Source organism: Streptomyces sp. NPDC031445, from assembly GCF_055581365.1.
Genome location: NZ_JBVIJO010000001.1, coordinates 839963 through 865123, shown reverse-complemented (window position 1 = coordinate 865123; position 25161 = coordinate 839963). Strand labels below are relative to the sequence as shown.

At 72.5% G+C, this 25161-nt stretch carries 19 protein-coding genes and 2 pseudogenes; 11 read left to right on the top strand and 10 right to left on the bottom strand.

Annotated features, from left to right (window positions below; translation table 11 throughout):
• Positions 1–5 precede the first annotated feature (5 nt).
• The 3 genes from ACZ5DC_RS03600 to ACZ5DC_RS03590 all read left to right on the top strand — a co-directional run bounded on the left by ACZ5DC_RS03600 (position 6) and on the right by ACZ5DC_RS03590 (position 3940).
• On the top strand, positions 6–875 hold the full coding sequence (locus ACZ5DC_RS03600; protein WP_468648966.1) for a LysR substrate-binding domain-containing protein: 870 nt from the start codon (positions 6–8) through the stop codon (positions 873–875).
• A 248-nt stretch (positions 876–1123) separates the two neighbouring features.
• Positions 1124–2950: an AMP-dependent synthetase/ligase gene (locus ACZ5DC_RS03595; protein ID WP_468648964.1), complete on the top strand. Its 1827-nt coding sequence runs from the start codon at positions 1124–1126 to the stop codon at positions 2948–2950.
• Between the two features lie 153 nt (positions 2951–3103).
• The gene (locus ACZ5DC_RS03590) at positions 3104–3940 is read left to right on the top strand and encodes an aldo/keto reductase (RefSeq protein WP_468648962.1); all 837 of its coding nucleotides are present in this window, start codon (positions 3104–3106) and stop codon (positions 3938–3940) included.
• A 121-nt stretch (positions 3941–4061) separates the two neighbouring features.
• Here ACZ5DC_RS03590 and ACZ5DC_RS03585 read toward each other — a convergent pair whose 3' ends face one another.
• Entirely contained in the window at positions 4062–4673 is a 612-nt protein-coding gene (locus tag ACZ5DC_RS03585; protein WP_468648960.1) for a hypothetical protein, read from the bottom strand.
• 207 nt (positions 4674–4880) lie between these two features.
• Between ACZ5DC_RS03585 and ACZ5DC_RS03580 the strand changes: the two genes are divergently transcribed.
• Positions 4881–5576: a glycoside hydrolase family 75 protein gene (locus tag ACZ5DC_RS03580; RefSeq protein WP_468648958.1), complete on the top strand. Its 696-nt coding sequence runs from the start codon at positions 4881–4883 to the stop codon at positions 5574–5576.
• Positions 5577–5589: 13 nt separating this feature from the next.
• Here ACZ5DC_RS03580 and ACZ5DC_RS03575 read toward each other — a convergent pair whose 3' ends face one another.
• Positions 5590–6291 carry an SDR family oxidoreductase gene (locus ACZ5DC_RS03575; RefSeq protein ID WP_468648956.1) on the bottom strand — a complete coding sequence of 234 codons (702 nt, stop codon included), beginning with the start codon at positions 6289–6291 and terminating at the stop codon, positions 5590–5592.
• 92 nt (positions 6292–6383) lie between these two features.
• Positions 6384–7283 (bottom strand): class I SAM-dependent methyltransferase, encoded by a 900-nt coding sequence (locus tag ACZ5DC_RS03570; RefSeq protein ID WP_468648954.1) that lies wholly within the window; start codon positions 7281–7283, stop codon positions 6384–6386.
• Positions 7284–7406: 123 nt separating this feature from the next.
• Between ACZ5DC_RS03570 and ACZ5DC_RS03565 the strand changes: the two genes are divergently transcribed.
• Positions 7407–8177, top strand: a complete 771-nt coding sequence (locus ACZ5DC_RS03565) for a phytanoyl-CoA dioxygenase family protein (protein ID WP_468648952.1) — start codon at positions 7407–7409, stop codon at positions 8175–8177.
• Between the two features lie 36 nt (positions 8178–8213).
• Here ACZ5DC_RS03565 and ACZ5DC_RS03560 read toward each other — a convergent pair whose 3' ends face one another.
• Entirely contained in the window at positions 8214–10025 is a 1812-nt protein-coding gene (locus tag ACZ5DC_RS03560; RefSeq protein ID WP_468648950.1) for a glycoside hydrolase family 6 protein, read from the bottom strand.
• A 44-nt stretch (positions 10026–10069) separates the two neighbouring features.
• Positions 10070–11530, bottom strand: coding sequence for a cellulose binding domain-containing protein (locus ACZ5DC_RS03555; protein WP_468648948.1), 1461 nt, complete (start codon positions 11528–11530; stop codon positions 10070–10072).
• A 260-nt stretch (positions 11531–11790) separates the two neighbouring features.
• On the opposite strand from ACZ5DC_RS03555, the gene ACZ5DC_RS03550 reads away from it, so the two are divergent.
• From ACZ5DC_RS03550 to ACZ5DC_RS03540, 3 genes and pseudogenes are all read left to right on the top strand, one after another.
• Positions 11791–14703 (top strand): glycoside hydrolase family 48 protein, encoded by a 2913-nt coding sequence (locus tag ACZ5DC_RS03550; protein ID WP_468648947.1) that lies wholly within the window; start codon positions 11791–11793, stop codon positions 14701–14703.
• 68 nt (positions 14704–14771) lie between these two features.
• Positions 14772–17411 carry a cellulose binding domain-containing protein gene (locus ACZ5DC_RS03545; protein WP_468648945.1) on the top strand — a complete coding sequence of 880 codons (2640 nt, stop codon included), beginning with the start codon at positions 14772–14774 and terminating at the stop codon, positions 17409–17411.
• A gap of 215 nt (positions 17412–17626) precedes the next feature.
• Positions 17627–18090, top strand: a pseudogene (locus ACZ5DC_RS03540) (cyclic nucleotide-binding domain-containing protein); the annotation flags it as partial.
• Here ACZ5DC_RS03540 and ACZ5DC_RS03535 read toward each other — a convergent pair.
• The 3 genes and pseudogenes from ACZ5DC_RS03535 to ACZ5DC_RS03525 form a co-directional block, all read right to left on the bottom strand.
• Positions 18081–18485: pseudogene (locus ACZ5DC_RS03535) on the bottom strand (ATP-binding protein); the annotation flags it as partial. The pseudogenes ACZ5DC_RS03540 and ACZ5DC_RS03535 sit on opposite strands and share 10 nt — an antisense overlap.
• 110 nt (positions 18486–18595) lie before the next feature.
• Complete coding sequence (locus ACZ5DC_RS03530; protein WP_468648943.1) at positions 18596–19360, bottom strand: class I SAM-dependent methyltransferase; 765 nt, start codon at positions 19358–19360, stop codon at positions 18596–18598.
• 5 nt (positions 19361–19365) lie between these two features.
• Positions 19366–19671, bottom strand: a complete 306-nt coding sequence (locus tag ACZ5DC_RS03525; RefSeq protein ID WP_366752486.1) for a 4a-hydroxytetrahydrobiopterin dehydratase — start codon at positions 19669–19671, stop codon at positions 19366–19368.
• Between the two features lie 127 nt (positions 19672–19798).
• Between ACZ5DC_RS03525 and ACZ5DC_RS03520 the strand changes: the two genes are divergently transcribed.
• From ACZ5DC_RS03520 to narJ, 3 genes are all read left to right on the top strand, one after another.
• Positions 19799–20644, top strand: coding sequence for a helix-turn-helix domain-containing protein (locus ACZ5DC_RS03520; RefSeq protein ID WP_468648940.1), 846 nt, complete (start codon positions 19799–19801; stop codon positions 20642–20644).
• Positions 20645–20732: 88 nt separating this feature from the next.
• The gene (locus tag ACZ5DC_RS03515) at positions 20733–21596 is read left to right on the top strand and encodes a helix-turn-helix domain-containing protein (RefSeq protein WP_366752488.1); all 864 of its coding nucleotides are present in this window, start codon (positions 20733–20735) and stop codon (positions 21594–21596) included.
• Between the two features lie 172 nt (positions 21597–21768).
• Complete coding sequence (gene narJ, locus ACZ5DC_RS03510; protein ID WP_366752489.1) at positions 21769–22263, top strand: nitrate reductase molybdenum cofactor assembly chaperone; 495 nt, start codon at positions 21769–21771, stop codon at positions 22261–22263.
• 50 nt (positions 22264–22313) lie between these two features.
• Here the strand turns inward: narJ and ACZ5DC_RS03505 are convergent, their stop codons facing one another.
• Entirely contained in the window at positions 22314–22739 is a 426-nt protein-coding gene (locus tag ACZ5DC_RS03505; RefSeq protein WP_014676038.1) for an OsmC family protein, read from the bottom strand.
• Between the two features lie 137 nt (positions 22740–22876).
• Positions 22877–25024 carry a phage holin family protein gene (locus ACZ5DC_RS03500; protein WP_468648937.1) on the bottom strand — a complete coding sequence of 716 codons (2148 nt, stop codon included), beginning with the start codon at positions 25022–25024 and terminating at the stop codon, positions 22877–22879.
• Positions 25025–25161 lie beyond the last annotated feature (137 nt).

Here is a 25161-nt window from a genome sequence, read left to right as displayed (position 1 = left end):
GCGTCGTGTACGAACCGACCCACCTGCGCACCTTCCTGGCGGTTGCCCAGACGCTGAGCTTCACGCAGGCCGCCCGGCGGCTGGGACTGCGCCAGTCCACGGTCAGCCAGCACGTGCGGCGGCTGGAGGACGCGGCCGGCCGGCAGCTGTTCTCCCGGGACACCCACTCGGTGGAGCTGACCGAGGACGGCGAGGCGATGCTGGGGTTCGCCCGCCGCATCCTGGAGGTGCACGAGCAGGCGACGGCGTTCTTCACCGGCACGCGCGTGCGCGGCCGGCTGCGCTTCGGCGCCTCGGAGGACTTCGTCCTGACCCGGCTGCCGGAGATTTTGGAGGCGTTCCGCTACGACCATCCGGAGGTCGACCTGGAGCTCACGGTCGAGCTGTCCGGCACCCTGCACGAGCGGCTGGCCGCCGGGAAGCTCGACCTGGTGCTGGCCAAGCGGCTCCCCCGGGATCCGCGCGGGGAACTGGTCTGGCGGGACGACCTGGTGTGGATCGGCGCCGAGCGGCTGCGGCTGGAACCCGACCGGCCCGTGCCCCTGATCGTGTACCCGCCGCCGGGCATCACCCGGGCCCGCGCGCTGGAGGTGCTGGAGCGGCAGGGCCGTGAGTGGCGGATCGTGTGCACGAGCGGCAGCCTCAGCGGGCTGATCGCGGCGGCCCGCGCCGGTCTCGGGGTGATGGCCCACTCCCGGCGGCTGATCCCGCCGGGCCTGTTCCGGCTGCCCGACCGGGCCGGCCTGCCCGAACTGGGCAAGGTCGACTTCGTCCTCGTCCACGGCCACCGCCGGGGCCCGGCCGAGGCCGCCGCGCACGCCCTGGCGGCGGCGGTCCTGGCGGGCGGCGAGCGACTGCGCCGCAGGAGCGACTGACCCACGGCGCGGCCCGTAACCGGCGCGTACAGATTCGGTGGAGATTACGGCACCGAAACTTACTGACTGGTCAGTAGTTGTGTCCGGCCCTTCCCCATGTGCGGGCATTTCAGGGCCGTCGTCCAGGCGGAACGTGAGGTTTGCTCGGTTTCCGTACCCCTCCCGCACACCGACCGGGTGGGGTAGCTTTCACCGCGCTGTGCGGTGCGTGGACCAACGTCACTGAGGCGCGAACACGGGGAGCGAGGTTGCGCGAGTTCACCAACCCTCCGTTGGCGTCGCCGCCGCCGGTGGGCGGTCTGGCAGACGTCGTCTTCGACCATGCCCGGACCGACCCGCTGCACATCGCGCTCGGCCGCAAGGACGCCTCGGGGCAGTGGCGGGACGTCACCGCCGCCGAGTTCCGCGACGAGGTCGTGGCCCTCGCCAAGGGCCTGCTGGCGTCCGGCATCCGCTTCGGGGACCGGGTCGCGATCATGTCCCGCACCCGCTACGAGTGGACCCTGTTCGACTTCGCCCTGTGGACCATCGGCGCCCAGGTGGTGCCCGTCTACCCGACGTCCTCGGCCGAGCAGTGCTTCTGGATGCTCTACGACGCCGAGGTGGCGGCGGCCATCGTGGAGCACGAGGACCACGCGATGACCATCGCCACCGTCATCGACCGGCTGCCGCGGCTGCGCCGGCTGTGGCAGCTGGACGCGGGCTGTGTGCAGGAGCTGTACGACACCGGGGCGCACCTGGACGACGAGGTGGTGCACCGGCACCGCGAGGCGGTCACCCCGGACTCGGTGGCCACCGTCATCTACACCTCCGGCACCACCGGCCGCCCCAAGGGCTGTGTGATCTCCCACGGCAACTTCATGTTCGAGGCGGACACGGTGATCCAGCGCTGGGAGCCGGTGTTCCACTCGAAGAAGGGCGACGAGGCGTCGACGCTGCTGTTCCTGCCGCTGGCGCACGTCTTCGGCCGGATGGTGGAGGTCGCCGCGATCCGCGGCCGGGTCCGCTTCGGGCACCAGCCGCAGCTGCACGCCGCCGCCCTCCTGCCGGACCTGGCCGCCTTCCAGCCGACGTTCGTCCTCGCGGTGCCGTACATCTTCGAGAAGGTGTTCAACGCGGCCCGCCGCAAGGCCGAGAAGGAGGGCAAGGCCGGGCCGTTCGAGAAGGCCGTCGACATCGCCGTCAGGTACGCGGAGGCGGTCGAGGCGAAGGCGTGGGGCACCGGGCCCGGCCCGTCGGCGGGGCTGCGGATGCAGCACCAGCTCTTCGACAAGCTGGTGTACGCCAAGGTCCGGGCCGCGATGGGCGGCCGGATCCGGAACGCGATGTCGGGCGGCTCGGCGATGGACCGCCGGCTGGGGCTGTTCTTCGCGGGCGCCGGCGTGCAGATCTACGAGGGGTACGGCCTGACCGAGTCCACGGCCGCGGCGACCGCCAACCCGCCCGAGCGCACCCGCTACGGCACCGTGGGCCAGGCCATCCCGGGCATGACCGTGCACATCGCCGACGACGGGGAGATCTGGCTGCGCGGCGCGAACGTGTTCCAGGGGTACCTGAACAACCCGAAGGCCACCGACCAGACCCTGCACGACGGCTGGCTCGCCACCGGCGACCTCGGCTCCCTGGACGAGGACGGCTACCTGACCATCACCGGCCGCAAGAAGGAGATCCTGGTGACCTCCGGCGGCAAGAGCGTCTCCCCGGGCGTGCTGGAGGAGCGGGTCCGCGAACACCCGCTGGTCAACCAGTGCATCGTCGTCGGCAACGACCGCCCGTACATCGCGGCCCTGGTCACCCTCGACCAGGAGGCCGTCGAGCACTGGCTCCAGATGCGCGGCAAGCCGCGGATGCCCCCGGCCGAGCTGGTGCACGACCCGGACCTGGAGACGGAGGTGCGGCGGGCGGTGGTCGCCGCCAACACCCTCGTCTCCCAGGCCGAGTCGATCCGCACCTTCCGCATCCTGGCCCAGCCGTTCACCGAGGAGCACGGCCTGCTGACCCCGTCGCTGAAGCTGAAGCGGAAGGCCATCGAGAAGGCGTACGCGAACGAGGTCGAGGCGCTCTACCGCGGCTGAGGGGTGGTGCCGGGCGGCTCGCCCGTCCGCACGGCGCCCCCTCCTGACTCCCCGGTCAGGCGCAGCGCATTCCGTGGTGAGGAATGCGGAGCGGGCCGTGATCGTTGAGGATGGAGGTACCACCTTGTCGACAACCGAAGGATCAAGAGGCTCGTGAGCAGCAAGGTCCCCCCGATCATCCTCAACAACGGCGTCGAGATGCCCCAGCTGGGCTTCGGCGTCTGGCAGGTGCCGGACGACGAGGCCGAGCGGGCCGTCGCCACGGCGCTGGAGGCCGGGTACCGCAGCATCGACACCGCTGCGATCTACGGCAACGAAGAGGGCACCGGCAAGGCCATCGCCGCCTCCGGCGTGCCCCGCGAGGACATCTTCGTCACCACCAAGCTCTGGAACGGCGACCACGGTCACGACTCCACCCTGCGCGCGTTCGACACGTCGCTGGAGAAGCTCGGGCTCGACTACGTCGACCTCTACCTGATCCACTGGCCGCTGCCGTCCCGGGGCACGTACGTCGACACCTACAAGGCGTTCGAGAAGCTGCACGCCGACGGCCGCGTCCGCGCCATCGGCGTCTCCAACTTCCTTCCCGAGCACCTGCGGCGGCTCCTCCAGGAGACCTCGGTCATCCCCGCCGTGAACCAGATCGAGCTGCACCCGCACCTTCAGCAGCACGAGGCGCGCGAGTTCCACGCGGAGCAGGGCATCGCCACCGAGGCGTGGTCGCCGCTCGGCCAGGGCCAGGGCCTGCTGGAGGTGCCGGCGATCGTCGCCATCGCGCGGAAGCACAACCGCACCCCGGCCCAGGTCGTGCTGCGCTGGCACATCCAGCTCGGCAACATCGTGATCCCGAAGTCCGTGACGCCGTCCCGGATCAAGGAGAACATCGAGGTCTTCGACTTCAGCCTGGACGACGAGGACCTCGCCGCGATCAGCGCGCTCAACGAGGACCGGCGCCTGGGTCCCGACCCGGCCGTCTACGACGCGACCTGACCCCGGGCCCGAGCGGACGCCCCGCAACCACCCGGCAAGGCCGTGCGCCCCGCACCGCGGCGGGGCGCACGGCCGTGTGCCGCCCGGCGCCCGGCGTCGGCACCGGGCGACGACCCGCCGCTCAGCCGAAGCGCACGTCCGCGTGCACGACCTCGAACTCCTCCAGGCCGACCACGTCCGCGTGGGCCTTCGCCGCCGCCGCGTGCCGCAGGCCGGCGACGGCCGCGCGCGAGGCGGCCAGGGAGGCGCGGTCGACGAACAGGGAGCCGGTCAGGCCCCGTCCCCGTTCCCGGTCGATCAGCAGGGTCGTCTCGGCGAGTCCGGGCAGCGACTCGGACCTCGGCACCACCGTGGCCCGGAAGGTGTCGACGACCAGATCGGCGTCGCGCGGATCGAACTCCATGCTGGTGAGGCGCAGTCCGCCGCCGTGCCGCGGGTGCCTGACCTCGTGGAGCACGGCGGCCTCGTAGTCGGCGACCGCCAGCGTGCCGGCGAAGGGCTCCAGGAGCCCCTTGCGCCGCTCGCGCATCACCTCGTCGCTGTTGCGCCGCGCCTCCTCGGTCTCCCACCAGCTCACCGTGAGGAGCTTGCCGAGTTCCCGGTCCGCGAACACGCCCGCGCCCCGGTACCCGGGGCGTTCCTCCAGCAGGTCCCGCCCCTCGCTGTTCACCGACCGGATGGCCGCGTCCAGCAGTGCCGGATCACCGGTCGCGTACACCGCACGGACGAACATGAGCCTCACCTCCGGGGGAAGGGGACCTCCGACAGGACCGGACAGAACAGGACACATCCGTCTCGTCCAGTCTCGCCTCCCGGGGAACTCACCGCAATACGCACAGATTTCGGCCGTTCGCAACACCAGGGTTGACGGGAGCATGGCGAACAGGCCACCGTGTACGGCACCCGGTAAGGAAACTTTCCTAACAGAAGGGTCCCCCACATGCGTGTCCGTACCCTCAGCCTCGCCGTGGCCTCCGGCACCGCCCTGCTCGCCGCCGGCCTGCTGCCCGCGCACGCCTCCGCCGCCGCCTCCCCCAAGTCCGCGCAGGAGGGCACGGTCAGCGCCGCCGACCTGCTCGCCAAGGTGACGTCCTGTTCGCAGATCTCCAACGGCAAGTACCGGACGGACGAGGAGACGTCGGCCACGGTCCCGGTGTGCGGCAAGAACGGCGCGGTGTTCTGGAAGGCCGACATGGACATCGACTGCGACGGCCAGCGCACCACCAACTGCAACGAGAACCGCGACCCCTGGTACCAGGACGACACCGCCTTCCACCAGTCCGACGGCGCGCCGCTGAAGGCGGAGACCCTGCCGTACGTCGTCGTGCCCAGCACCAGCAGCATCTGGAACTACTCGAACGCCGGCATCAAGGGCGGCGGTGTGGTCGCCGTCATCTACAACAACAAGGTCGAGTACGCCGTCGTCGGCGACACCGGTCCCACGCAGATCATCGGCGAGGCGTCGTACGCCACCGCCAAGGCGCTCGGCATCGACCCGGACCCGGCCACCGGCGGCGCCGACTCGGGCGTGACCTACATCCTGTTCAAGAACTCCAAGGTCTCCCCCATCGAGAGCCACAGCGCGGCGGTCTCCCTCGGCGACCAGCTGGCCAAGCAGTTCATCGCCAGCAACTGAGGCGCGGCGTCCGTCAGTTGGGCTGGCCCAGCGGACGGACGACGACGGTGTTCACGTCGACCCCGGCCGGCTGCCGGATCGCCCACACCACCGAGTCGGCGATCTGGCCGGCGGTGAGGAGGTGCCCCGGGGGCAGGCTGCCGTAGCCGTCCCAGAAGGGGGTCTCCACCCGGCCGGGGGCGACCAGCGTGACACCGATCCCGAACTCCGTGACCTGGCGCCGGGTGTTCTCGGCGAGACCGGTCACCGCCCACTTGGTGGCGCCGTAGAGGTTGCCCGGAGTGTTCACGAACCCGGCGACGCTGCCGACGAGGACGATCCGGCCGCGGGTCTCCTTCAGCGCGTCGACGGAGGCGCGGACGAGGAGCGCGGGACCGAGGACGTTGGTGAGGACCATCTCGGTCCAGCCGGACGGGTCGCCCTCCGCCACGGAGTCGTGGGTGGCGACGCCGGCGTTGGCGGCGACCGTGTCGAGCCGGCCGAACGCCTTGAGCGTGCGGTCGACCGCGTGCCGCACGTCGTCGTACGCGGACGCGTCACCGGCGACCGTCAGCAGCCCCTCGGGGTCCCCCAGGCTCCCGGCGAACTCCCGCAGCCGCCGCTCTCCGCGCCCGGTGACGGTGACCCGGTGCCCCGCGTCCAGCAGCTGCCGCGCCACGGCGGCGCCGATGCCGCTGCCCCCGCCCGTGATGAGCGCGACCGGAGTGTCGTTCATGAGGTCCCCCCGCGTTGTGTGTCCCGTGGTGCCGAAGACGCCCGGAGTCCATCACCTGGAGACCACTCGAAGTCAAGCCCCGCCGTGCGGCCCTATCCCCGGCGGACCGCCGTGTGCACGGTGTGCGCGGCCAGGACGAACACGTCCGGCCGTACGTGCACGCTCGCCGGGTCGGACGGGTCGAGCAGCCGGTCCAGGGTGGCGCGGTCCTCGGCGTCCAGCGCGTCACCGATGCCCTCGCGCAGCCGGGACAGGTGCGCGACGACGTAGGCGCGGCCCCGGTCGGTGACGGGGGCCGGCAGGTCGAGCAGGAAGGTGCGGGTCTTGGCGTGCCCGAGGCCGGCGGCGGTCAGCAGGGCGGGCCAGTCCTCGGTCTCGGCGACGGAGCCCGGCAGGTCGGCGCGCATCCGGCCGAACCACTCCTCTTCCAGGGCGTCCAGCCGCGCCTGGAGTCCGGGGCGGCCGATGCCGATGTCCCGGGGCAGGAAGCGGGAGGGCAGACCGCCCTCCTGGAGCGCCAGGGTGCCGCCGGGGGCGAGCCGCTCGGCGAACGCGGTGAGCGCCGCCCGCTGGTCACCGAGGTGGTGCAGACTACGGCCGGCCCACAGCAGGTCGGCCGGGTACTCCAATTTGTCCAGCACGCCGGGCAGTTCACCGGCGAGGGTGCCGAAACGGTCGGCGACGCCCCGCCGGACGGCCCGGGCGCGGGCGCGCTCCAGCAGGGGCGCGGTGGCGTCGACGGCGACGACCCGGGCCCCGGGGAACGCCTCGGCGATCAGGCAGGAGACCACTCCGGGCCCGCTGCCCGCGTCCACGATCAGCCCCGGCTCGGTCACCTCCCGCGCGAGCCACGCCATGGCCCGCTCGTACACCGGGGCGAACAGCTCCGCCTGCGCCTCCAGCAGGGGACCCATCTCGTTCCAGTCGATGTCCGTGCCGTGGTGCCCGTGGCCGTGCCGGTGCCCGGTGTCGTGGTGGTGGTCGTGCGCCATGGTGGTCAGCCTCTCTTCCGGATGCGGTCAGGGTGCGACGGCACGCGGGACGGAGGCCAGCGGTGTTGCCGGTGCGGCAAAAACCGGGTGCGTCCCGGCAAGGGCACCGACGACCATGGGCCCATGGACGACAACCTCATAGAGCGCTTCGTCGAGGACGGGTTCGTGAAGATCGGGGGAGCCGTCCCGCCACGGGTCGCCGCGGACTGCGCGCGGCTGCTGTGGCGGGAGACGGGCTACGACCCGCAGGACCGCGCCACCTGGAAGGACCCGGTGGTGTGGGTGGGCGGCATGGCCCAGGGCCCGTTCGCGGCGGCGGCCAACTCCCCGGTGCTGCACGACGCGTTCGACGCGCTGGTGGGCGCCGGGCGCTGGGAGCCGCGCTACTCGCTGGGCACCTTCCCGCTGCGCTTCCCGCACCCCGCGGAACCGGACGACGCCGGGTGGCACATCGAGGGCAGCTACCTCCCCGAGGGCCGGGAGCACTACCACGCGAACCTGCGCTCCCGGGACCGCGCGCTGCTGATGCTGTTCCTGTTCAGCGAGGTCACGCAGGACGACGCCCCGACCCGGATCCGGGTGGGGTCGCATCTGGACGTGCCCGCGGTGCTCCGGCCGTACGGCGAGGCGGGGGCGTCCTTCCTCGAACTGGGCCCCCGGGTGGCGGCGGCCTCGGCCCACCGCCCCCTCGCCCACGCCACGGGCCGCCCCGGTGACGTCTACCTCTGTCACCCGTTCCTGGTGCACGCGGCCCAGCCGCACCACGGCACCCGGCCCCGCTTCCTGGCGCAGCCCCCGCTGCTCCCGGCCGTGCCCTGCGAGCTGGACCGGCCGGACGGGGCGTACTCGCCGGTGGAGCGCGCGATCCGCCGGGGCCTGGCCGGTGCGGTCTGAACCGCTGCGGTCCGGCCCCGGCGGACGCTCACGCCGCTACGGCAGCGGCGGGTAGGCGTTCTGCATCAGCTGCTGGAACTGGGCGGAGAACCAGTGCCCCGCCAGCGGCGAGTTCGGCAGCGCGCCCGTGGGGTTGTTGCCGTTGCGGGCGTTGCCGCCGTAGGTCGGGTCGCACATCCGGTCGAAGCCCTTGCCCTCGTCGTTGGAGACGGCGGAGCTGGCTCCGTCCGACTCCCCCGGGGGCTTGACCCACACGTAGGCGTCGATCCCGGCCGCCGGGGCGGCGGTCGGCCGTTCGCCGAGGCCGGCACCGTTCTGGTTGCACCAGTTGCCGGCGTGGATGCGCCGGTCGATGCGGCTGCCGTTGACGTAGTCGTCGACGGAGGTCAGCGGGCCGGACTTGGTCGGCCGTGCGGAGCCGCCCCAGCCGTTGCGGGAGGTGTCGATCAGCATGCCGAGGTTGCTGTTGAACCCGGACGCGACGAGCTTGTCGCGCAGTGCCTGGGCGAAGGACTGCTCGTCCACGTACTGGTTCCAGTCGACCCACTTCGACTGGCGCACGGTCTGCCCGTTGACGCTGTCGGTGACCTTGAAGTACGGCTCCTTGGTGGCGCTGTAGTTGGCGGTGTTGACGATGAAGCCCGTCACGTCGTTGACGCTCGCGCCGTTGGTGGTGGCGACCTTGTAGAACTCCTGGACGGTGGGCCCGAAGTTGGAGTCCCAGCCGAGCCAGGCGTGGTGGCCGGCGTCGATGTAGTTGTAGACGTTCGGGATGGCGCCCAGCTTGTCGAGGGCGTAGCTGACGCCCTTCTCGTAGTTGCCGTTGGCCTTCATGGTCGCGCAGGCGTCGGTGCTGCCCGCGGTGCCGCCCGCGTTGGTGACCAGGTTGGGCAGGGAGTCCGGCTCGATGACGGTGGCGATGCGCAGGCCCGCGTACTTGGCGTCGGACAGGATCGACGCGATCGGGTCGATGTACTGGCTCTTGTACTTGTCGATGTCGTTCGGGCCCAGCTCGCCGTTGGAGGCGAGGGCGGAGCAGTCGCGGCCCGGGAGGTCGTAGATGACCAGCTGGACGACGAGTTCGCCCGAGCCCTTCTGCTTCAGCGCCTCGTCCAGGTGGGCGCGCAGGCCCATCCCGCCGTTCACGCCGTTGATGGTGGCGATCCGGTCCAGCCACACGGCGGTGGGCTGGTTGGCGATGCGGCTGCCGCCCGGTTCGGCGGCGGCGTGCGCGGACCACTCCGGGTTCACGTAGCCCTTGGCCCCGGCGTAGGGGTTGTCGACGCGGTTGCCGGTGCCTCCGTCACCGCCCCCGCCGCCCGTGCTCCCACCGGTGTCTCCGCCGGTTCCGCCACCGGTCCCGCCACCGGTCCCGCCACCGGTCCCGCCGCCGGTGTCCCCACCGGTGCCGCCGCCGCTGCCGCCGTCGACGTTGCAGGTGACGCCGTCGAGCGTGAAGGTGGCGGGAACGGAGTTGGTGCCGCTGAACGTGCCGTTGAAGCCGAAGCTGACCGTGCCGCCGGTCGCGAGCGAGCCGTTGTAGCTCTCGTTGGCCGCGGTGACCGCGGTGCCGCTCTGGCTGATCTTCGCGTTCCAGCCGTTCGTGACCTTCTGGGTGCCGCCGTACGACCACTTCAGCGACCACGCCGACTTGGCGGCGCCGTTGTTGGTGAGGGTGACGGCGGCGGTGAAGCCGGTGTCCCACTGGCTCTGGATCTTGTAGTCGACAGTGCAGGGCACGGCGGCGACGGCGGCGCCCGAGCCGCCGGGCAGGGCCGCGAACGCCGTTCCGGAGGCGCCGGCGAGGAGGCCCAGGGCCACCAGGAGTGTTGTCTTGGTACGACTCATGAGTGCGGGTTCCTTCGGGGTTCCGTGGGATCTACGGGATGGGTCTACGGGTTGAGGGCGCGCAGGTGGTCACGCAGCCCGGCGCCGTACGCGGTGGGAGTGCCGTCGTAGGCGGAGATCAGGGACGGCCCGGAGGAGCAGTCCCAGGTGTTCCAGGTCCAGCCGAGGTAGGACAGGTCGTGGTCGTCGAACCACTTCATGACCCGGTCCGTGAACCCGTGCGAGCAGGTGTTCTCGCCGATCTCCCCGGCCACCAGGGGCGCCTGGGCGGCCACCGGGGCGAGGGTGGAGTTCCAGCAGCTCTCGCTCGCGCAGGAGTTGAAGTTGTACACGTGGTACGCGGCGGCGAGATTGCCCGCCGGGTCGGTCGGTTTGTACGCGTTCCACTGGCTGAGGTCGTTCGAGTACGCCAGGCCGCCGGCCATGACGACGTTCCTGGCGCCGGTGGCCCGGACGCTGTCCACCAGGTCCTGCATGCCGGCGACCTCGTAGGAGATCCCGGGGCACGTGCCCCCGTCCCGCCAGCACGTCCAGGCGTCCGTGGCGCTGGAGGCCGCCCGGTCCGGATACGGCTCGTTGAACAGGTCGAACACGGCCGCCTGGTCGTCCTTGAAGGTGCTCGCCACCGACGACCAGAACGACGGGGAGTACCGCATGTCGGGCATCGGCTTCTGGCAGGTGGCGTGCACGTCGGTGCAGCCGGCCGAGTTCCCGGTGTACTGGCCGTAGGACCAGTGCAGTTCGAGGATCGGGGTCATGCCGTGCGCCTCGACGCGGGCCACCAGCTCCTTGACGGCGGAGACGTAGTTGGCGCCGCCGTACTCGGGCTTGACGTTGGACAGGCCCAGCCAGCACTCCTCGTTGAGCGGGATGCGGACCGCGTTGGCCTTCCAGTCGGCGATCGCCTCGACCGCCGCGTCGTCCACCGGTCCGTCCCAGATGCCGTAGCCCTGCACGCACATGAACTCGCCGCCGGAGCGGTTGACGCCGAGCAGGCGGCGGGTGGTGCCGCCGGCGTCCACGAGCTTGTTGCCGAAGACCCGCAGCGCGGGCGGGGTACCACCGGACGACGGCGGGGTGGTCGGCTCCGAGTCGACGTTGCAGGTCGTGCCGTTGAGCTTGAACACGGCCGGCGCGGGGTTGCTCCCCGACCAGGAGGCGAGGAAGCCGGCGCTGACGCTCGCACCGGTGCCGAGCGTGCCGTTCCAGTCCTCGCCGGCCGCGGTGACGGTGCCGCCGGACTGGGACCACTTGGCGTTCCAGCCCTGGCTGACCTTCTGTCCGCCGGCGAAGTCGAAGGTGAGCTTCCAGCCGCTCAGCGCGGTCCGGTTGTTCGTGACCTTCACCGAACCCTGGAAGCCGCTGTCCCACTGGCTGGTGACGGTGTACTCCACCGTGCAGGCGGGCGTGGCTCCCTGGGCCGCCACCACCGGCACGACCACGCTCCCGACGAGCGCGACCGCACCGGTGACGGCTAAAAGTGCTGAACGCGGGGGGTGTCGCATGAGCGACTCCTTGCAGCTTGGCGCGTCGTGACGGACGCGTCGACTGAACGGAACCGCTCCCACTGGTGCGAGTGAAGGTAGCGCCAAGTGGCGGCTCTGCCCAGGGGAGCCGCCCGACTTTTCCTCAGCCGGGCCGTCGAATCTTTTCGACTCTTCAAGCACCTTGACCGCTCCGGGCCCCATCCCCACTATGGGAGCGCTCCCACTGGTTCAAGCCTTGACCTCCCCCGAGCCGCCCGCCCGCAAGGAGGAACCAGCACATGGATCCCGGACGTAAGCGCAGAGCCGTGCGCCGGCTGTGGACCGCGGTGGCCGCCGCGTTCGCCCTGCCGTTGACGATGCTCGCCACCGGCACTCCGGCCGCGCACGCCGCGTCGGTGCAGTGCAGTGTCGACTACAAGACCAACGACTGGGGTTCCGGCTTCACCGCCGACCTCACGATCACCAACCGCGGTACCGACGCCGTCAACGGCTGGACGCTGACGTACGCCTACAGCGGCAACCAGAAGCTGTCCAACGGCTGGAACGGCACCTGGTCCCAGTCGGGCCAGACGGTCACCGTGAAGAACGCCTCGTACAACGGCACGATCGCGACGGGCGCCGCCGTCTCCACCGGCGCCCAGTTCACCTACAGCGGCTCCAACGCCGCCCCCACATCCTTCGCCGTCAACGGCACCACCTGCGCCGGCGCGCACCAGCCGCCGGTGACCGTGCTGACCAGCCCGAGCGCGGGCGCGGTGTACTCGCAGGGCGAGGCGGTGCCGCTGGCCGCGACCGCGGCGGCGGCCGACAACGCGACCATCGGCAAGGTGGAGTTCTACGACGACACCACGCTGCTGGGCACGGACACCAGCGCGCCGTACTCGCTCTCGGTCTCCAGTTTGACCGTGGGCAGTCATTCCCTGGTGGCGAAGGCGTACGACAGCCTGGGCGCGTCCGCCGCCTCCACCCCGGTCGGCATCACGGTCGCCTCCGGGCCCGCCGTGGTCGCCTCGCCCTCCCAACTCGGGGTTCAGCAAGGGAAGTCGGGCACGTTCTCGGTGAAGCTGTCGACGCAGCCGAGCGCGAACGTGACGGTGAGCACGAGCCGCACGAGCGGCAACACCGGTCTGTCCGTGGCGGGTGGCTCCTCGCTGACCTTCACCCCGTCGGACTGGAACACCGCGCAGACGGTGACCGTGACGGCGGACTCCTCCGGCACCGGCAGCGCGACCTTCACCGCGTCGGCCACCGGCCACACCAAGGCGACGGTGACGGTGACGGAGCTGCCCGCGTCGAAGGCGTACGACGCCCGTTTCCTCGACCTGTACGGGAAGATCACCAACCCGGCGAACGGCTACTTCTCCCCCGAGGGCATCCCGTACCACGCGGTGGAGACGCTGATCGTCGAGGCCCCGGACCAGGGTCACGAGACCACCTCGGAGGCGTACAGCTACCTGCTGTGGCTCCAGGCGATGTACGGCAAGGTGACCGGCGACTGGTCGAAGTTCAACGGCGCGTGGGACCTCATGGAGAAGTACATGATCCCCACCCACGCCGACCAGCCGACGAACTCCTTCTACAACGCCTCCAAGCCGGCCACGTACGCGCCCGAGCTGGACACCCCGAACGAGTACCCGGCGAAGCTCGACTCGTCGGTGCCGGTCGGCACGGACCCGATCGCCGGTGAGCTGAAGTCGGCGTACGGCACGGACGACGTCTACGGCATGCACTGGATCGAGGACGTGGACAACGTCTACGGCTACGGCAACGAGCCCGGCAAGTGCGAGGCCGGCCCCACGGCCACCGGGCCGTCGTACATCAACACCTTCCAGCGCGGCTCGCAGGAGTCCGTCTGGGAGACGGTCCCGCAGCCGACCTGCGACGCCTTCAAGTACGGCGGCAAGAACGGCTACCTGGACCTGTTCACGGGCGACTCCTCCTACGCCAAGCAGTGGAAGTACACCGACGCCCCGGACGCGGACTCCCGCGCCGTGCAGGCCGCGTACTGGGCCGACGTGTGGGCGAAGGCGCAGGGCAAGAGCTCCGACGTGTCCGCGACGGTCGCGAAGGCCGCCAAGATGGGCGACTACCTGCGGTACGCGATGTACGACAAGTACTTCAAGAAGATCGGCAACTGCACGAGCCCGTCCTGCCCGGCCGGCACCGGCAAGGACGCCTCGCACTACCTGCTGTCCTGGTACTACGCCTGGGGCGGCGCCAGCGACACCTCCGCCGGCTGGGCCTGGCGGATCGGCTCCAGCCATGTCCACGGCGGCTACCAGAACCCCCTCGCCGCGTACGCGCTCAGCTCGGTCGCCGACCTGAAGCCCAAGTCGGCCACGGGCGCGACGGACTGGGGCAAGTCGCTCCAGCGGCAGCTGGAGTTCTACCAGTGGCTCCAGTCGTCCGAGGGCGCCATCGCGGGCGGCGCGACCAACAGCTGGCAGGGCCGGTACGCCGCCCCGCCGGCCGGCGCGTCCACCTTCTACGGCATGTACTACGACTGGCAGCCCGTCTACCACGACCCGCCGTCCAACCAGTGGTTCGGGTTCCAGGCGTGGTCGATGGAGCGGGTCGCCGAGTACTACCAGCAGACCGGGAACGCCTCGGCGAAGGCGATCCTCGACAAGTGGGTCAAGTGGGCGCTGTCCAAGACCACGATCAACCCGGACGGCACCTACCGCATCCCCTCCACCCTCCAGTGGTCGGGCCAGCCCGACACCTGGAACGCGTCGAGTCCCGGCAGCAACAGCTCACTCCACGTCACCGTCGCGGACTACACCGACGACGTCGGCGTGGCCGCCGCCTACGCCAAGACGCTGACGTACTACGCCGCCAAGTCCGGTGACAGCGCGGCCAAGTCCACGGCGAAGGCGCTGCTGGACGGCATGTGGAACAACGACCAGGACAGCCTCGGCATCGCCGTCCCGGAGACCCGTACCGACTACAGCCGGTTCGGCGACAGCGTGTCCGTGCCGAGCGGCTGGACCGGCACGATGCCGAACGGCGACGCGATCAACGCGTCGTCCACGTTCGCCTCGCTCCGCTCCTTCTACAAGAGCGACCCGAACTGGTCGAAGGTCGAGGCCTACCTCAAGGGCGGCGCCGCGCCCGTCTTCACGTACCACCGCTTCTGGGCCCAGGCGGACATCGCCCTGGCCATGGGCTCCTACGCCGAGCTCCTGGAATAGACCGGCACCTTTGCACGGGCGGCCCCCTTCCCACCGGGGGCCGCCCCCCGTCATGGGAGGACCCCGCCATGCGGAGAACCCGCATCCTCACCGCCGTGCTGGCCCTCGCCGCCGGCCTGCTGTCCGGCACTCCGCCCGCACTCGCCGGCCCCGCCCCGCGCACGGCCCTCGCGGCGGACACCTACACCTGGAAGAACGCCCGGATCGACGGCGGCGGCTTCGTCCCCGGGATCGTCTTCAACCGCTCCGAGAAGGACCTGGTCTACGCCCGCACCGACATCGGCGGCGCCTACCGCTGGCAGGAGCGGACGAAGACGTGGACGCCGCTGCTGGACTCGGTCGGCTGGAACGAATGGGGCCACACCGGCGTGGTGAGCCTGGCCTCCGACCCGGTCGACCCCGACAAGGTGTACGCGGCCGTCGGGACGTACACCAACGGCTGGGACCCGACGAACGGCGCGGTGCTGCGCTCCGCCGACCGGGGCGCCAGCTGGCGCACCGCCGACCTGCCCTTCAAGCTGGGCGGGAACATGCCCGGCCGGGGCATGGGCGAGCGGCTGGCGGTCGACCCGAACCGCGACAGCGTGCTGTACCTGGGCGCGCCTAGCGGCAGGGGCCTGTGGCGCTCGACGGACTCGGGGGCGACCTGGTCGCAGGTGACGAGCTTCCCCAACCCCGGCACCTACCGGCAGGACCCGGGCGACACGAGCGGGTACGCGAGCGACAACCAGGGCATCGTCTGGGTCACCTTCGACGAGTCCACGGGGACCTCCGGGAGCGCGACGAAGACCGTCTACGTCGGGGTCGCCGACCAGGACAACGCGGTCTACCGCTCGACGGACGCGGGCGCCACCTGGACCCGGCTGGCCGGCCAGCCGACCGGATACCTCGCGCACAAGGGCGTGCTGGACGCGGAGAACGGGTTCCTGTACCTGGGCTACAGCGACAAGGGCGGTCCCTACGACGGCGGCAAGGGCCGGCTGTGGCGGTACGCGACGGCCACCGGCACCTGGACGGACATCAGCCCGGTCGCGGAGGCGGACACCTCCTACGGCTTCAGCGGGCTGACGGTCGACCGCCGGCACCCGTCCACCGTGATGGCGACCGCGTACAGCTCCTGGTGGCCGGACACCCAGCTCTTCCGCTCCACCGACAGCGGCGCCACCTGGACGAAGGCCTGGGACTACACGTCGTACCCGGACCGCTCGAACCGGTACACCATCGACGTGTCCTCCTCCCCGTGGCTGACCTTCGGCGCGAACCCCTCCCCGCCCGAACAGACGCCGAAACTGGGGTGGATGACGGAGGCCCTGGAGATCGACCCGTTCGACTCCTCCCGGATGATGTACGGGACGGGCGCCACGCTCTACGGCACCGAGAACCTCACCGAGTGGGACAGCGGCGGCCGGTTCACGGTGAAGCCGATGGTGCGGGGCCTGGAGGAGACGGCGGTCGACGACCTCGCGGCGCCGCCCTCCGGTGACGCCCGGCTGTTCAGCGCGCTCGGCGACATCGGCGGCTTCCGGCACACGGACCTCACCGCGGTGCCGTCGATGATGTACACCTCCCCCACCTTCACGACGACCACCAGCGTGGACTTCGCGGAGGCGGACCCCGCCACGGTGGTCCGGGCCGGTGACCTGGACTCGGGCCCGCACATCGCGTTCTCCACGGACAACGGCGCCCACTGGTTCGCCGGGACCGATCCGCCGGGCGTCTCGGGCGGCGGCACGGTGGCCGCGGCGGCCGACGGCAGCCGGTTCGTGTGGAGCCCGGCCGGCACCGGCGTGCGGTACGCGACGGGCTTCGGCACGTCCTGGTCGGCGTCGAGCGGCATCCCGGCCGGCGCGCTCGTCGAGTCGGACCGCGTCGACCCGAAGACCTTCTACGGCTTCAAGTCCGGGACGTTCTACGTCAGCACGGACGGCGGCGCGACCTTCACCGCCTCCCGCGCGGCGGGTCTGCCGAGCGGGGACAACGTGCGCTTCAAGGCGCTGCCCGGCACGAAGGGCGACATCTGGCTGGCCGGCGGGGCGACGGACGGCGCGTACGGCCTGTGGCACTCCACGGACGGCGGCGCGCACTTCGCCCGGCTGCCGAACGTCGAGCAGGCCGACACGATCGGCTTCGGCAGGGCCGCGCCGGGGGCGTCGTACCAGACCCTCTACACCAGCGCGAAGATCGGGTCGGTGCGGGGCATCTTCCGCTCCACGGACGAGGGGGCGAGCTGGACCCGCATCAACGACGACGCCCACCAGTGGGGCTGGACGGGCGCGGCGATCACCGGCGACCCGCGGGTGTACGGCCGGGTGTACGTCGCGACCAACGGCCGGGGCGTCGTGTACGGCGACACCTCCGACCCCGGCGGTACGGATCCGCCTCCGTCCGGCGCCTGCGCGGTCACCTACAAGGTCACCAACCAGTGGGCCGACGGCTTCCAGGCGGACGTACGGCTGACCAACACCGGCACGACGGCCTGGAACGGCTGGTCCCTCGGCTGGACGTTCCCGGACGGCCAGCGGATCACGAACCTGTGGAACGCCGGCCACACGCAGTCGGGTCCGGCGGTGACGGCGAAGAACGTGAGCTGGAACGGCACCGTGACGGCCGGCTCCTCGGTGGGCTTCGGCTTCACGGGCAGCTGGTCGGGCGCGAACACCAGGCCGGCGGCGTTCACCCTGGACGGCCGGGCCTGCGCGACCGGCTGACCCCGCGGCACTGGTGCGACGGTTGTTCCCGTGGTGTGCTGGTGGTGGCGGGAAGGACGCGTTTGCAGACGCGGGGAAGCGGCCGGCGGCCGCGCACCGCGCAATCATGATCCGCGAGAAGCGGGTGACGCCCTTCCCGTCCTGTCGTGCCGGGGCCGATGGGCCCCTGTCCGGGTCCGTGCGGCCCCTGGTGACGGGCGGCGGGCCCGGCCGGCCTGGAGGCGGAAGCGGGGAAGGGGGCCTCCGCGACGACCTCCGCCGCCGCCCTGTCCGCGGCACTGCCGGCCGAGCAGCGCCCCCCGCCGACGCGCCTGGGGTCTTTTCGTTTGGATCAGGCCGGATCAGGCACCAGGGCCCGCGAGGTCGCCTTCGAGGCCGGCACCCGCCCGTCCGAGGAGGGCCGGCACCCCGACCGCTTCTGGATCGTGCGCACCGGCACCGTCGCCCTGGACCTCCGTGGGCCCGGCCGCCGGCCCGCCGTCATCGAGACCCTCGGACACGGCGAACTGGTCGGCTGGTCCTGGCACTTCCCGCCGTACCTCCGGCCCCTCCGCGCCGAGGCGACGAGCCCGGTGCGGGCCTGGAGTTCGACGCGTGCTCCGTGCGCGCGATGTGCGCGGCGGACCTCGCGTCCGGACGGGCGATCGCGACCTGGGCGGGGCGGGCGTCGTCGGGGCGGGCCAGGTCCAGGCTGCCGCCGAGCTCCGCCGCGCGCTCGGCCATGTTGCGCAGCCCGCTGCGGCGGCCGTCGGGTGCGATGCCCACGCCGTTGTCCGAGACGGTCAGGCACACCTCGCGGCCGTCGGTCGTCAGGACCACCCGGGCGCGGTCGGCGCGCGCGTGCCGGGCGATGTTGGTGAGGGCCTCGGACAGCACCGCCATGACATGGTCGGCGATCTCGGCCGGTACGTCCGTGTCCACCAGGCCCTCCATGCGCAGGCTGGGCGTGAGGCCCAGGACGGGGGCCGCCTCGCCCACCGTGCGCACGGCCCTCGCCCGCAGCCCGCCGCCGCTCGCGGCACCCGCCCGGGTCCGCAGCCCGAAGATCGTCGACCTGAAGATCTTGATGGTCTCGTACTGGGCGTACAGCGCCGGGTCCTGGCCGCGGTCCTCGCCTCGCATCTCGGCCGGCCGGGCCCCGAAGGGCGTTCGTCGCGCTGAGGCGGGCAGGACGCGCGCCCGGTTCACGGTGTCCCCGGGAGAGCCGGGGCCGGCTTGCGGAAGGCCCTCAGGCTGAAGCGCGGGTCGGGGCGCGGGCGGTCCTGGTCGGGGAGCGCGGCCAGGCGGGCGGCGAACTCCTCGGTGCGCGGTTCCCCGGGCGGCAGCAGGGTGAACCAGCCGCGGCGCAGGTCGGCGATGGTGGTGCGGGGGCTGCGGCCCTGCCCGGCGCCGCGGAAGGAGCCGTCCCCGGCGGGTGCGAGTCCGTGCCGGGCGGCGTGGGCGGTGACGGCTCGCGGAGCGTCGGCGGCGGGACGGCGCGGGCGGGCGGCGAGGACGGCGTCGATGTCGCTGCCGACGTCGTGCGCGGCGGCCTTGTCGACCGTGGTGACGTACACCCCGCCGGGCCGCAGCACGCGGGCGCACTCGCCGACGACCGCGCTCACGTCCTCGGGATCGTGCAGCAGGTGCAGCAGCCAGATGGTGGTGACCGCGTCGAACGCGCCGCTGGGGAACGGCAGTCGGCGGCTGTCGGCCCGTACGACCGCGCCGGGCAGCCGGGCCGACGCCCTGCGGACCATGGCGGGGCTGAGGTCCGCGCCGGTCGCCCGCAGCCCCGGGCGCGCGGCGGCGAGCCGCCGGGTGACGATCCCGGTGCCGCAGGCGACGTCGAGGAGACGGCCCGGAGCTCCGGGTATCAGGCCGAGGACGGCCTGTGCGGCCTCGTGGGCGCGGGCCTCGCCCCCGCGCGAGGCGTCGTAGGCGCCGGCTTCCTTGTCGTAGTCGAGCACATCGCTCAGTGTGCTCCGTGGCCTGGGGCGATGTCCTCCACCTTGCGGGCGAGGGCGAAGTCCTTCGCGGTGACGGCGCCGCCCGCGCTGTGCGTGTGCACGCTGAGGGAGACGGTGTCGTAGCCGAGGGTCAGGTCGGAGTGGTGGTCCAGCTCGTCCTGGATGCCGGCGATGTGCACGACGAGGGCCGCCGCCGCGAAGTGGGAGCCCAGCCGGTAGGACCGGGTGAGGCGGTCGCCGTCCACCGACCAGCCGGGCAGTTCGGCCAGCCGGTCCTCGATCTCCTTCTGCGACAGCGGTTCGACGGCCATGGCCGGGGCTCCCTTCGCTGCGTGCCCCTGCGGGGGCGTGGCGGGTACGGGTTCAGCGTGCCACGCCGGCGCGGTCCGGGCGCGATCGGCTCGTTGCCCCGCCCCGGGCTCGACTAGGGTCGGCGGCATGCCTCTCCCCGTGCCCGCTCCCACCGCTCCCACGGCTTCCACCGCCTCCACCGGCGTCACCGGCAAGGGCGTCGGCCCGCTGTTGCGCGCCTGGCGGGAGCGGCGGCGGATCTCGCAGCTGGACCTGGCGCTGCGCGCCGACTCCTCCGCGCGGCACATCAGCTTCGTCGAGACCGGCCGGTCCCGGCCCAGCGAGGAGATGGTGCTGCGGCTCGCCGAGCAGCTCGACGTGCCGGTGCGGGAGCGCAACGCCCTGCTGCTGGCGGCCGGTTACGCGCCGCGCTATCCGGAGACCCCGCTGGACGACCCGGCGCTGGACGCGCTGCGCGACGGCATGGAGCGGCTCATCCGGGGCTACGAGCCGTACCCGGCGCTGGTGGTCGACGCCGGGTACACGGTGGTCGCCGCGAACCGGGGCATCGCCCTGCTGCTGGACGGCGTGCCGGAGGAGCTGATGGTCCCGGCGCCGAACGCGATGCGGCTGACCCTGCACCCGCGGGGGCTGGCGCCGCGCATCCGGAACCTGCGGGAGTGGCGCGGGCACCTGCTGGCCCAGATGGAGCGGGAGATCGCCCTGCACCGCTCGGAGCGGCTGCGCGCCCTGTACGAGGAGGTGGCGGCCTATCCGGTGCCCGAGGAGCCGGCCGGCGGCGAACCGGCCGAACCGGTGCCGTACTTCGCGCTGCCGCTGCGCATCGAGCACGCCGGGCGGACCCTGTCGTTCGTGTCCTCGATCTCCACGTTCAACACGCCGATGGACGTCACGGTCGCCGAGCTCGCCATCGAGACGTTCCTGCCGGCGGACCCGGCGACCGCGAAGTACTTGCACACCCAGGCGGGTTGAAGACTCTTGCCTCGGGCACGTGTGCGAGACGGCGACACGTGACAGACTGCTCCCCGCGTGAAATCGGTGCGCAGGGGAGGGCGTGGCGGTGAGTGAGCGGCGGGCTGCGCCCACCGTGGGCCAGGTGGTGCTGGGCAAACGGTTGCAGGAACTGCGGGAGGCGGCGGGCCTCAGTCGTGAGGAGGCCGCCCGGGTCCTGCGGGTGGCGTCGGCGACCGTACGGCGGATGGAGATGGCCGAGGTCGCGTTGAAGATCCCCTACGTCCAGGTGCTGGTGACCACCTACGGGGTGCCCGAGGAGGAGGCCGACGCGTTCGTGCGGCTGGCCGAGGAGGCGAACCAGCCGGGCTGGTGGCAGCGGTTCCACGACGTGCTGCCGGACTGGTTCAGCCTGTACGTCAGCCTGGAGGGCGCCGCCCGGGTCATCCGCTCCTACGAACCGCACTTCGTGCCCGGTCTGCTGCAGACCGAGGAGTACGCGCGCGCGGTGCTGGAGGCGGGGACGATCGGGCAGAGTGCGCCGGGGACGGTCGAACGGCACGTGTCGCTGCGCATGGAGCGGCAGCGGCTGCTGGAGCGGGAGGACCCGCCCCACCTGTGGGTCATCATGGACGAGACGGTGCTCAGGCGCCCGGTGAGCGTACGGCCCGAGGTGCTGCGGGACCAGCTGGACCGGCTGCTGGAGTACGCCGGGCGGGACCGGGTCACGCTCCAGATCGCCGAGTTCGCGGCGGGCCCGCACCCGGGGACGTACGCGCCGTTCACGCTGTTCCGGTTCGCCGAGCCGGAGCTGCCGGACATGGTGTTCACCGAGTACCTGACGGGCGCCCTGTATCTGGACTCGCGCCAGGAGGTGGCCGCGCACCTGGAGGTGCTGGACCACATGACGGCCCGGGCCGCGTCCGCCCAGCGCACGCTGAAGCTGCTGCGGGAGCACCGCGAGAGCCTGTGAGTCCCGGGCGCCCCGTAGGGGGCCCGCCGGCGCCGCCCCCGGTCCGGCGTGACCCGTACGGGTCTGCGGACGGGTGCGTTCCCGGGGCCGCCCCTAGGTTCTGAGTAGTGCCCCGGGGGGTGCGGCCCCGGCGGGGCCGGCGGGTCCGTGCCGACGACGCGAAGGAGGCCCGATGCCCTCGGACGCGGTGCTCTACCAGGCGGCGGCCCTGTGCCTGACCTACCCGGACGACGACCTGATCGACCGGCTGCCGCTGCTGCGCGAGGCCGCCCCGCAGCTGCGGGCGTTCACCGACCACGCGGCCGTCACCCCGCGGCGGGAGCTGGCCGCGCACTACGTACGGGTCTTCGACCTGGGGAACCGGCACAGCCTGTACCTGAGCCGGTGGCACGAGGGCGGCACCGGGCGGCGCGGGACGTCCCTGGTCCGTTTCCAGGACGTCTACCGCCGGCACGGCCTGGAGTGCAGCGGCGAGGAGCTGCCGGACTTCCTGCCGGCGGTGCTGGAGTTCACCGCGCGGACCGGCGACACCGGCCTGCTGACCGAGTACCGCGACGGCCTGGAGCGGCTGCGTGCGCGGTTGACCGACTACGGCACGCCGTACGCGGGCGTGCTGGGCGCGGTCTGCGCCACCCTGCCGGCCGCACCCACCGGAACGCCCCCGTGACCGGCCGCCGCGCCCCGGGGAGGGGCGCGGCGGCCGGGGCCGGGCGGGCGTCAGGCCAGTTCGGCCGTCAGGGTGATCGTCGTACCGGTCAGGGCCTGGCTGACCGGGCAGTTCTTCTTGGCGTCCTCGGCGGCGGACCGGAAGCCGTCCGCGTCCAGGCCGGGCACCTCGCCGCGCACGGTGAGGTGGATGCCGGTGATGCCCTCGCCGGGCTGGAAGGTGACGTCGGCGTTGGTCTCCAGCCGGGTGGGCGGGGTGCCGGCGCCGGCCAGGGCGTGCGAGAGGGCCATGGAGAAGCAGCTGGAGTGGGCGGCGGCGATCAGCTCCTCGGGGCTGGTCTTGCCGTTCGCGTCCTGGGCGCGCGAGGCCCACGTGACCGGCTGCTGGCCGATGCCGGAGGAGTCGAAGGTGACGATGCCGTTGCCTTCGAGCAGGTTGCCTTCCCAGACGGTGTGCGCGGTGCGCGTGGTTGCCACGATGCTTCCTTTCGCGAGTGTCGCGGTTCCGGGGTTCCCGGATGCCCCTATCCGATCACATCCGGGCCCATCGCACTCCGAAGACCGGTCCACGGGGCGTGAACGGCAGGTGACGTCCCCGCGGGCGCGGCCGGACGTCAGGCGGCCCGCTCCTCCTCCACCGCCTCGGTGAGCGGCACCTGGGGCCCGTCCAGCTCGCTCAGCCAGCGGCGCAGCACATGGTGGACGTGCTCGGCACCGGTCAGTTCCGCACCGTCCGCGGCCGGTGCGGACAGCTCGTGCGGGGAGAGCAGGAACGGGTGGGACTGGGCGCCGCCGAGCCCGCCGTGCGAGCCGATCTGTTCCTCGAAGGCGAGGACTTCGCCGTCGGCGGGGTCGTAGGCGGAGTTCACCATGATGTCGGCGGTGTGCGGGAAGGAGTGGGTGCGGCGGACGGCGTCGGCGGCACCGGGGCCGAAGCGGGCCAGCGGGCCGGCGTCGTCGTCCAGTTCGGCCAGGGGGATCTCGGCGCCGTAGGCGCCGAGGACGACGCCGTCGTGCTCCTCGCTGCGCACGAGGAGGAAGCCGATGCCGGGGTGGTTGGCGAGGGTGGTGAGCAGGGCGGGGTGGCGGGCGTCGATCTCTTCTTTGGTCATGCGGTGCGGGACGTCCGGGAAGGAGATGAGCCCGAGGTTGCCGGAGGCCAGCACGATCGGCTCGGAGCGGCGGGAGGGACGGTGGTGCTCGCCCTTCTCCTCGACCGGCCGGCCCAGGGCGGCGCGGACGGCGGCGCGGGCCTCGGCGCCGCTGCGGGTGCGCTGGGCCCGGCGCGGGACGGGCAGTCCGCAGCCGGCCCGGACCAGGTCGCCGAGGGTGAGGCCGTAGCGGGCGCGGAACGTTTCGCCGGGGCTCTGCCCGTGGTCGGAGAGGACGACGATCCGGTAGGGGCGCGGGGCGTGTTCGGCGACCCGTTCGAGGAGGGCGAGGGAGCGGTCGAGGCGTTGCAGGACCTTCTGGGCGTCGCGGCTGTGCGGGCCGGAGTGGTGGGCGACCTCGTCGTAGGCGACGAGGTCGGCGTAGACGGCGGTGCGGCCGGCGAGCATGTCGCCCATGACCGCGGTCACGACGACGTCCCGTTCGACAACGGTGGCGAAGGCGCGGACGAACGGGTAGAGGCCGCCCCGGCCGACGCGCGGGCGCTCTGCGCGCAGCCGGGCGCGGGTGGACTGGCCGATCTCGCGACCGACCTCGGCGACGAACGACAGCGCGGTGCGGACGGCGCCCGCCGGGTCGCGGAAGTAGGCGAAGTAGCCGGCGCGGGAACGGTTCGCCGGTCCGCGGCGGCGGGTGGCGATGGACAGGACGAGGGCCTGCTCGCCGGCGCCGCCGCTGAACAGGTTGCCCCGGCTGGCGCCGTCGACGGTGAGCAGTCCGCCGTCGCCGGTGTGCCGGATGGCCCGGCGTTGCAGTTCGGCGGCGCTCGTCGGCCGGTTGCAGACCATCACCTCGCCCCGGTCCTTCTCGTACCAGCGGAAGGCCGGCACGTCGAAGGTGCTGCCGTGCAGGATGCCGAGCTGGCTGGCGCCGGTCTGGCTGGACCAGTCGGTGCGCCAGGGCGTGAGGCGGTGGGTGGGCCGGACCCGGCCGGCCGCCGGTCGCGGGGTGCCGTCCGCCGGCGGTGTGCGCTCGGCGCCGCTCGCCGGCCGTACGCCGTCGCCGCCGGACAGCCAGCGGCCCACCGTCGGCATCAGCCCCTGGCGGACCGCGTCGACCAGCACGTCGTGGCCGACGCCGTCGAGCTGCACGCACAGCAGTCCGGGCGCGGTGGGGCAGGGCGGGTGGTCCCGTCTGCCACGGGTGGCGAGGCGGTGCAGGCGGCGCCGGTAGGTCTCGTCGTCGCGCACCGCGAGGGCCGCGCCGGTGGCGGAGGCGACGGCGGACATCACGGCGGCCACGATGACGGCGGTCTCCGGGGCGGCCTCGCCGCGCCCGGAGGGATTGATGTGCAGGGCGAGCAGCAGCAGGGAGCCGTTGAGGAAGAAGACCAGCAGGCCGAGGACGAGGGCGGGGACGAGCAGCAGCAGGCGGACCAGGAGCGGCCAGACCACAGCCGAGAGGATGCCGAAGGCGCCGGCACCGCAGGCTGCGGCCACGGCGATGCGGGTGGCGCTGTCACCGTCGGCGGACTGGAGCCGGAAGTCGGGCAGGATCGCGGCGAGGACCAGCATGGTGACCGTGGAGACCGCCCATACGGCGACGCTGCGCCCGACCTGACTGGCGATCCGTCGCCACCGCACCCCGCCCACGCCCCGCACACCTCACGTCCCGGCCCTCCCCCGCCCTGTGGCCGGGGGGCCTCCTCTCGCTTCACCGGCCCGATCGAGCCCGGCTCCACCTTGTCACACGCGCGGCCGTCCGCCCCGGCGGGTCGACGGGAGCGGGG